This window comes from Variovorax sp. P1_H12_2 (assembly GCF_056405335.1).
The window spans coordinates 1-7,861 of sequence record NZ_JBFUCI010000306.1 but is presented as its reverse complement, the minus strand read 5'-3'; the positions used below and the strand labels follow the sequence as shown (position 1 = coordinate 7,861).

The 7,861-nt window shown below is 68.0% G+C and carries 7 protein-coding genes; 3 read left to right on the top strand and 4 right to left on the bottom strand.

The features are described 5' to 3' along the window. The coding region (locus AC1D2K_RS24825) for a serine aminopeptidase domain-containing protein (RefSeq protein WP_478091757.1) at window positions 1-195 on the top strand (195 nt) is incomplete at its 5' end. On the opposite strand, the gene AC1D2K_RS24820 is transcribed toward AC1D2K_RS24825, so the two are convergent. The 4 genes from AC1D2K_RS24820 to AC1D2K_RS24805 form a co-directional block, all read right to left on the bottom strand. Continuing rightward, window positions 192-1,370, bottom strand: a complete 1,179-nt coding sequence (locus AC1D2K_RS24820; protein WP_478091756.1) for an MFS transporter — start codon at window positions 1,368-1,370, stop codon at window positions 192-194. The two genes, AC1D2K_RS24825 and AC1D2K_RS24820, sit on opposite strands and share 4 nt — an antisense overlap. Window positions 1,371-1,485: 115 nt before the next feature. After that, on the bottom strand, window positions 1,486-1,974 hold the full coding sequence (locus tag AC1D2K_RS24815) for a YidB family protein (RefSeq protein ID WP_478091755.1): 489 nt from the start codon (window positions 1,972-1,974) through the stop codon (window positions 1,486-1,488). Window positions 1,975-2,071: 97 nt separating this feature from the next. Next, window positions 2,072-2,809 carry a 16S rRNA (uracil(1498)-N(3))-methyltransferase gene (locus AC1D2K_RS24810; protein WP_478091754.1) on the bottom strand — a complete coding sequence of 246 codons (738 nt, stop codon included), beginning with the start codon at window positions 2,807-2,809 and terminating at the stop codon, window positions 2,072-2,074. Further along, entirely contained in the window at window positions 2,806-3,897 is a 1,092-nt protein-coding gene (locus AC1D2K_RS24805) for an aminoglycoside phosphotransferase family protein (RefSeq protein WP_478091752.1), read from the bottom strand. Before AC1D2K_RS24805 ends, AC1D2K_RS24810 begins: the two co-directional genes overlap by 4 nt. A 96-nt stretch (window positions 3,898-3,993) precedes the next feature. On the opposite strand from AC1D2K_RS24805, the gene AC1D2K_RS24800 reads away from it, so the two are divergent. Together AC1D2K_RS24800 and AC1D2K_RS24795 are read left to right on the top strand one after the other, a co-directional pair. Then, entirely contained in the window at window positions 3,994-6,390 is a 2,397-nt protein-coding gene (locus AC1D2K_RS24800) for an LPS-assembly protein LptD (RefSeq protein WP_478091751.1), read from the top strand. Between the two features lie 14 nt (window positions 6,391-6,404). Further along, complete coding sequence (locus tag AC1D2K_RS24795) at window positions 6,405-7,790, top strand: peptidylprolyl isomerase (RefSeq protein WP_478091749.1); 1,386 nt, start codon at window positions 6,405-6,407, stop codon at window positions 7,788-7,790. The last annotated feature ends 71 nt before the right edge of the window (window positions 7,791-7,861 follow it).

Here is a 7,861-nt window from a genome sequence, read left to right as displayed (position 1 = left end):
CTGCTGCTCTATGCCGGTGACGACCGCCTGGTGAATCCCGCCGGCAGCCGCGCCTTCGCCGAAGCCGCCGCGGACTCGATGGTCAGCAGCACCTGTTTCCCGGCGCTGTACCACGAGATCTTCAACGAGCGCGACGCGCAGCCCGTGTTCGACGCCCTGCGAGGCTGGCTGGACGCGCGCTTTCCTCCGCCCTAGGCCGCAGCGGCGGCGGCGCTCCGGCGTTGCCGGCGCGCCAGCCACAACAATGCAACGCCGGTCAGCACGACGGGAACCAGCGAGCCGAGGTTCAGCAGCCGCCAGCCCTGCGTCGTGACCAGCACGCCGGATGCGAAGGAGCTCAGCGCCAGCGTCGCGAAAACGCAGAAGTTGAGCGCCCCTTGCGCGCGATCCCTTTCTTCAGGCGTGTAGGCCGCGAGCGAGAGCGTGGTGCTGCCTGTGAAGAGGAAGTTCCAGCCGACACCGAGCAGGAACAGCGCGATCAGGAACTGGTGCAGGTCGACGCCGGACAGCGCCACCGCGATGCAACCCGCATTGAGCGCCAACCCGACCGCCATCACCGGCAGCACGCCGACCCGGCGGATCAGGTGGCCGGTGAAGAAGCCGGGCGCGAACATGCCGATCACATGCCATTCGAGCACCCAGGCAATGTCGCTGAATGGCAGGCTGCAGACCTGCATCGCGATCGGCGTCGCGGCCATCAGCAGGTTCATGACGCCGAAGCCGAGCGCGCCCGAGACGGCGGCGACGATGAACACCGGCTGGCGCGCAATCTCGGCCAGGGAACGCCCGGCGGCCGTGGCGCTGCGGGGTGGTGGTGCCGGGAAGTCGATGAAGTTCATGACCGCCATCGACAGCAGCGCGACGGCGGCCAGCGCGAGGTAGGCGCCCGCGAAGGGCACCRCGAACCAGTCGCGCGTGACGGCGGCCAGGTTCGGTCCGGCGACCGCACCGATCAGGCCGCCGGCCATCACCAGCGAGACCGCCTTTTCGCGCCAGTCGGGTCCGGTGAGTTCGGCGGCGGCAAAACGGTAGAGGCCAGCATTGGCGTTGTAGTACCCGGCCACCACGGTGGCGAAGCAAAGCAGCCAGAAGTTCTGCCAGAGCGCCGCCTGCGCGCACAGCAGCGCCGAGCCCAGTGCCACCGCGATGCCGATCTGGAACGAGCGCCTGCGCCCGAAGCGCCGCTGCGTGCGCGCCACGAGCCCGGTGGCCAGYGCACCGCCGACAACGTAGCCCATCACCGGCAGGGTCGCCATCCAGCCACGCGGCGCCAGCGCCAACCCGACCAGACCGTTGATCGCCATGAAGGTGACGTTGTTCGTCAGGAACAGGCCTTGGCAGATGGCGAGCAGCCAGAGATTGCGATTCATGGGTTGGAATGGGGATGGAGGGGCGGTTCTATCACGGCGCGCCCGCGACGAACGCATGAAAAAGGGCGCCCTGCAGCGCCCTGCTTCCCGAATCCGCAAGCCAAGGGCGCGCCTGCTAGCCCTTCTGCTGCAGCAGCCCGCTGAGCGATGACAACAGCTCGTCCTGATTGCCCAGCCCTTCGGCGGGCACCTGGCCCTTGGGCGTGAGGTGGTCGATCAGCGTCGGCAGCAGTGCGGCCAACATCGGCAGCAGCGTCGCGCTGTTGATGCCGAGCTTCTGGGCGATCCCGGCGATCGCGTCGCTGCCGAGCACATCCTGCAGTTGCCCGCCCGAGATCGGCGCGTTGTCGCCCTTGCCGACCCAGGAGCCGACGACGTCGCCCATGCCGGCTTGCTCGAACTTGGAGACGAGTCCGCCAAGACCGCCGACCTCGCCGTTGTTCGCGAGCAGTCCGCCGAGCGCACCGGCGAGTCCGCCGAGATGGTCCACGGAGCCTCCCGCACCGCCGAGCAGGCCGCCGAGATCTCCCAGGCCGCCCCCAGCCTGGGGTTGCTGCTGGGCGCCGCCGAGCACTTGACCGAGTACCGAATCGAGCAATCCCATGATGGGCTCCTGAGGTATGAGTGTGAACAGCCCGCGCGCGGGGCACTGGGCATTTTGCGCGCCCTGCCGGGCTTCTGTCACGTTGGCCCGTGCGACATCAGCCGCCGGCCAGCCAGACGAGCGCAGCCAGCGCCGCGGTTTCGGCGCGGAGCACGCGCGGACCGAGCGTCAGCGGCGCGAAGCCCCGTGCGATGGCGGCCTGTTCCTCGGCGAGACTGAGGCCGCCCTCCGGTCCGCTCAGCACCCGGGCATCGATGTGAGCGCCCTGCCGGTCCTGCCACTCGGCGGCCACGTCGATGGCGCGCCGCGTGCCCGGCGCCAGGCTCAGCACGAAGCGCTCGCCATCGTCCTCGGGCGCCTCCAGCCATCCGGCCAGGCTTCGCACCGGATGGATCTGCGGGACGCGGTTGCGCCCGCATTGTTCGCAGGAGGCAATCGCGATCGCTTCCCAGTGGGCCCGCTTCTTGTCCGCGCGCTCGCCGTTGAGCCTCAGCACGCCGTGGGCGGTCATCAGGGGTTGGATGCTGGCCACGCCAAGCTCGGTGGCCTTCTCGACCAGCCAGTCCATGCGTTCGTTGGCCGGCATGCCGACCGCCAGGTGGACCGCACGCGGCGCCTCGCGCTCGTCCGCCGTGTGGGCGCCCACCCGCACGGCGACTTCGCTGCGGCCCATGCGCTCGACGGTGGCGGCGTATTGCCCACCGTGGCCATCGAACAGCGTCAACGCGTCGCCGGGCTGCATCCTCAGCACCTGCACATGGCGCGCGGCGCCGGGCGGAAGCACGAGCGCGCTGTCGGCGACGAGCGCAACGGCGCAATGGAAGCGCGCCGTCACATCCGTCCGTAGGCGAAGCCGCTCAAGGCCTGCGTGCCTTCGACCTCGTCGATCACGCGCACCAGCGGAGTCAGCTCGCGATAGCGGCCCGCGGTCGCCCGGATGTAGGCAATGAAGCGCGGCGTGTCGGCCAGGTACTTCGGCTTGCCGTCGCGCAGGGTCAGACGCGCGAAGATGCCGGCCACCTTCAGGTGGCGCTGCAGCCCCATCCACTCGACCGAGCGATAGAAGGCGCCGAAATCCTCGTCCACCGGCAGCCCGGCCTTGCGCGCGCGTTCCCAGTAGCGCACCGTGACGTCGAGCACGACATCCTCGTCCCAGCTCAGGAAGGCGTCGCGCATCAGGCTCGCGATGTCGTAGGTGATGGGCCCGAAGACCGCATCCTGGAAGTCCAGCACGCCGAGCGCGGCGCCATCGCCGACCATGAGGTTGCGCGGCATGAAGTCGCGGTGCACGTAGACCTGCGCGGCGGACAGATTGTTCTCGACGATGGCTCGGAAACTTCGCTCCAGCCGCTCCTTCAGCTGGCCTTCGACCGCCACGCCGCGATGGCGCGCGATGTACCACTCGGGGAAAAGCGCCAGTTCGCGCTCCAGGAGTGCCCGGTCGTAGGGCGGCAGCACATCGGGCTTCGAGGCCAGCTGCCATCGGATCAAGGCATCGATGGCCTGGTCGTAGAGCGGCCGCGCGGCGTTGGCGTCGGCCGGGTCGATGACATCCAGCATGGTCTGGCGGCCCAGGTCGTCGAGCAGCAGGAAGCCGGCGGTCTCGTCCCATTCGAGCACCTGCGGCACGCGCACGCCGGCCTCGGCCATCAGTTTCGCGACCTGGACGAATGGAGCGCTGTTTTCCTGCGCGGGCGGCGCGTCCATCACGATCCGGGTCGGCGCGCCCGCCGCATCCACGCGGAAGTAGCGCCGGAAGCTGGCGTCGGCCGAAGCCAGGCGCACGCTCGCGGGCAGCAGATGGTGGCGGTCGGCAATGCGCTCCATCCATTGCTGGAAAGCCCGGGCRCGGGCCGGGTCGCTCCAGGCCGGTGCTTCGGGAAGGGGGGCGGCGGCGCTGGACGATGGCTGAGGGGCTGTCATGGATAATCGATTCTACAAATCCGCCTGGCGCGGAGCTTCGCAACCCGATGGCCCCTGGCGCCGTCTCCCCCTCCAGACGATATTTGTCCCGTACCGATGCCTGACCTGAACCGAGCCGCTTGGCGCCGGTGCCGCCCCCCTTTGCCCTTGGCGCTCCTGTCGCTTGCGCTGCTGCACGCGCAGGGCGCGTGGGCGCAGGACGCGGACCTGGGCGAGCCTCTCGTGCTCAAGCGCTCGCCGCAACTCGCGGAGATCATCCCGGCGCCCCTGCGCGGCCAACTGCCGAGCTTCGTGGACGGCGACAAGATCTCCGGCCGGCCTGACCTCGAGACCGTGGTCGAAGGCAACGCCACCCTGCGCCGCGGCGACCTCTCCCTCAGGGCCGACCGGCTCGAGTATTACCAGCCCGACGATCGCGCCCGCGCCACCGGCAACGTGCGCATCAACCAGGCGGGCAACGTCTACGAGGGCCCCGAGCTCGAGCTCAAGATCGAGACCTTCGAGGGCTTCTTCAACAAGGTCCGCTACCGATTCCTTGCCAGCGGCGGCCGCGGAGATGCCGAACGCATCGACTTCGTCGACAGCAACGTGTCGGTCGCCCGCGTGGCCACCTACACCACCTGCCGGCCCGAGGACTATCCCGGCTGGATGCCGGCCTGGCTCCTGAGCGCCGCCACACTGACGACCGACACGGAGGACAACGTCGGCGTCGCGACCCAGGCGCGCCTGACCTTCATGGGCATCACCACGCCGCCCTTCCCCTCGCTGAGCTTCCCGCTCAGCAACGACCGCAAGAGCGGCATGCTGCCGCCCGTGATCGGCCTCGACAACGTCAACGGCGTCGACATCACGACACCCTATTACTGGAACATCGCGCCGAACCGCGACGCCACGCTGTACCCGACGCTGATGAGCAAGCGCGGCATCAACCTGGGCACCGAGTTCCGCTACCTCGAAGAAAAGTACAGCGGTGAAGTCCGGGCCGACTACATGCCCTACGATCGCCTGCGCGACCGCGACCGCTGGGGCATCTGGACCCATCACTCGCAAACCTTCGACGCCCGGTACTTCGGCCTCGACTCGCTGGTCGGCACGCTGAACATCAACCGCGTCAGCGACAACAACTATTGGCGCGATTTCACCAACACGCCCTCGCTCACGCAGCGCCTGCTGGCCAACGACGGCTCGCTCAACTGGTCCAAGGGCGACTGGAGCGGCACCGCGCGGGCGCTGAGCTACCAGACCCTGCAGTACGCGCCGGCGCCGATCGTGCCGCCCTACGACCGGATGCCGCAGATCACGGCGAACTACAACAAGTTCGACTGGAACGGTTTCGACTTCTCGGTCATCAACGACTACACGCRCTTCGAGGCCAAGAATCCGTTCGTGCAGGGCCAGCCCAACGGCGAACGCGTGTTCTCCCTGGCCTCGCTGAGCCGTCCTTTCCTGACGCCGGGCACCTTCGTGGTCCCGAAGGTGATGCTGAACGCGACGGCCTACCAGTTCGATGGCCCGCTGCTGACCAACGGTGCGACCTCGGCAGACCGCGTGGTGCCGACCTTCAGCCTGGACAGCGGCCTGATCTTCGAGCGCGATGCGAACTATTTCGGCCGTTCCTTCCGCCAGACGCTGGAGCCGCGCGCGTTCTACGTCTACACGCCCTTTCGCAACCAGAACTACCTGCCGGTCTACGACACGGCGCAGAACGACTTCAACTTCGCCACTGTCTATACCGAGAACGCGTTTTCCGGCAATGACCGCATTTCCGACAGCAACCTGCTGACCCTCGGCGTGACCACCCGGCTGATCGACCCCGAAACCGGTGCCGAGGCGGCCCGCTTCGGTGTTGCCCAGCGCCTGCGCTTCGCGGACCAGCTGGTCACGATGCCGGGCGCCTTGCCGGTCACCGACCGGGTGAGCGACCTGCTGCTCGGCGCCCAGATCAACTGGACATCGAAATGGGCCATGGACGGCACCGTCCAGTACAACCCGGACACCCAGACTTCCGCGCGCACCGCGCTGAGCGCGCGCTACAACCCCGGCCCCTATCGCACTGTGAGCGCCGCCTACCGCTACCAGGCTGACACCACGCCCACCTCCAACGACGCCAACCGTGCGCTCGACGTCAGCTGGCAGTGGCCCCTGAACGATCTCTGGGGCGACAAAGGCCAGGATCTGGGCCCCGGGAGGGRTCAAGGCGGCGGTCGCTGGTACGCAGTAGGCCGATTGAACTACAGTCTGGAATCCAGCAAACTGACGGATGGCGTGCTCGGCTTCGAATACGACGGCTGCTGCTGGATCGGGCGCGTGGTGCTGGAACGTGTCACGACCGGACAGGTCACAGCCAATACTCGAATCATGTTCCAGATCGAGCTGGTCGGCTTCGCAAGCATCGGTTCGAGCCCGAGGCGCACGCTGACACAGAACATCCAGCGCTATACGCCGATGCGCCAGCCGAGCATCGGCGCGAGCCGCTTCACCAATTACGACTGAGATCGCGCTTCGCCATGAAACATTTCCGATCCATCCTCACCGTGGCCTGCCTTGCCACCCTCGCCACCGCTGCCGGCGCGCAGGGAGCGGGCATTACCGACATCATGCGGTCCGGACCGCGGCTGGGGCCGGCGCCCACGGAGCCCCGCGCACCGGCGCCTGCCGTGCGCCGCTCGGCCGAATACATCGTCGCGCTGGTCAATTCCGAGCCGGTCACCAACACCGAAGTGCAGTCGCGCGTGCTGCGAGTGCTGAAGGAAAACCCCGAAGCCGAGCGCGTTCCGCGCGCCGAGCTGACGCGGATGGTGCTCGAGCGTCTCATCAACGAGCGGGCCCAACTGCAGATGGGAAAAGAATACGGCATCAAGGTCGATGAACTGGCGGTCGACCAGGCCGAGCAGACCGTGGCCCGACAAAACCAGATCAGCCTCCCCGAACTGCACCGGCGGGTCGCGGCCGAAGGCCTGTCGCGGGAGCAGTTCCGCCGCGACTTGCGCGACCAGCTCATCCTCACGCGGCTGCGCGATCGCGAGATCGAGGCCAAAGCCAAGATCAGCGATGCCGAGGTCGACCAGTTCATCAAGGAACAGCGCGCTGGGGCCAATGCCGCTTTCGCGCCGAACATCAACATCGCCCAGTTGCTGGTCCTGGTGCCCGAAAACGCCAGCGAGGCCGATGTGGCGAAGCTGCAGCAGCGCGCGCAGGGCCTGGCACAACGCGCCCGCGCCGGCGAGGACTTCACCAAGCTGGTGCAGGAGAATTCCGACTCGCCTGACCGCGTCTCCGGCGGCGCCATCGGCATGCGCAGCGCAGACCGATATCCGGGGATCTTCATCGAGGCCACGCAATCGACGCCGATCAACGGCATTGCCGGGCCGATCCGTTCCAGCGCTGGTTTCCACGTGCTCAAGCTGTTGGCCAAGTCCCAGCCTGGCGCCAGCGAAGCGGTCGTCACGCAGACCCAGGTACGCCACATCCTGCTGCGCAACGATCCCAAGCGCAGCACCTCGGAGGCCGTCGCCCAACTGGCCGAGTTCAAGAAGCGCATGCAGGCCGGCACCGCCGATTTCGCCGGCCTGGCGCGCGACAATTCGCAAGATGGCAGCGCCAAGCAGGGCGGTGACCTGGGCTGGGGACGTCCTGGCCAGTTCGTGCCCGAGTTCGAGGAAGCGATGAACCGTTTGGGGCCCGGCGAAATCAGCGATCCGGTGGTCTCGCGCTTCGGCGTTCACCTGATCCAGGTCGTCGCCCGGCGCGATGCCAAGTTGAGCCAGGCCGAGCAGCGCGAAGCCGCCCGCGCCGTGCTGCGCGAGAAGAAGGTCGAGCAGGCCACGGAGACCTGGGCCCAGGAAGTCCGCGCCCGCGCCTACGTCGAGTACCGCGAGCCGCCGCAGACATGACTCGCCCCCAGGTTGGCTCACTTCGTGTAGCCGCCCACCCCCTGCCGGGGGCAACACCAGCGGCCCGGCGA

Bases quoted from the DNA above. Each gene is read 5' to 3' on its own strand.
- AC1D2K_RS24815 (WP_478091755.1), bottom strand. From the start codon at position 1,974: ATGGGATTGCTCGATTCGGTACTCGGTCAAGTGCTCGGCGGCGCCCAG.
- AC1D2K_RS24795 (WP_478091749.1), top strand. From the start codon at position 6,405: ATGAAACATTTCCGATCCATCCTCACCGTGGCCTGCCTTGCCACCCTC.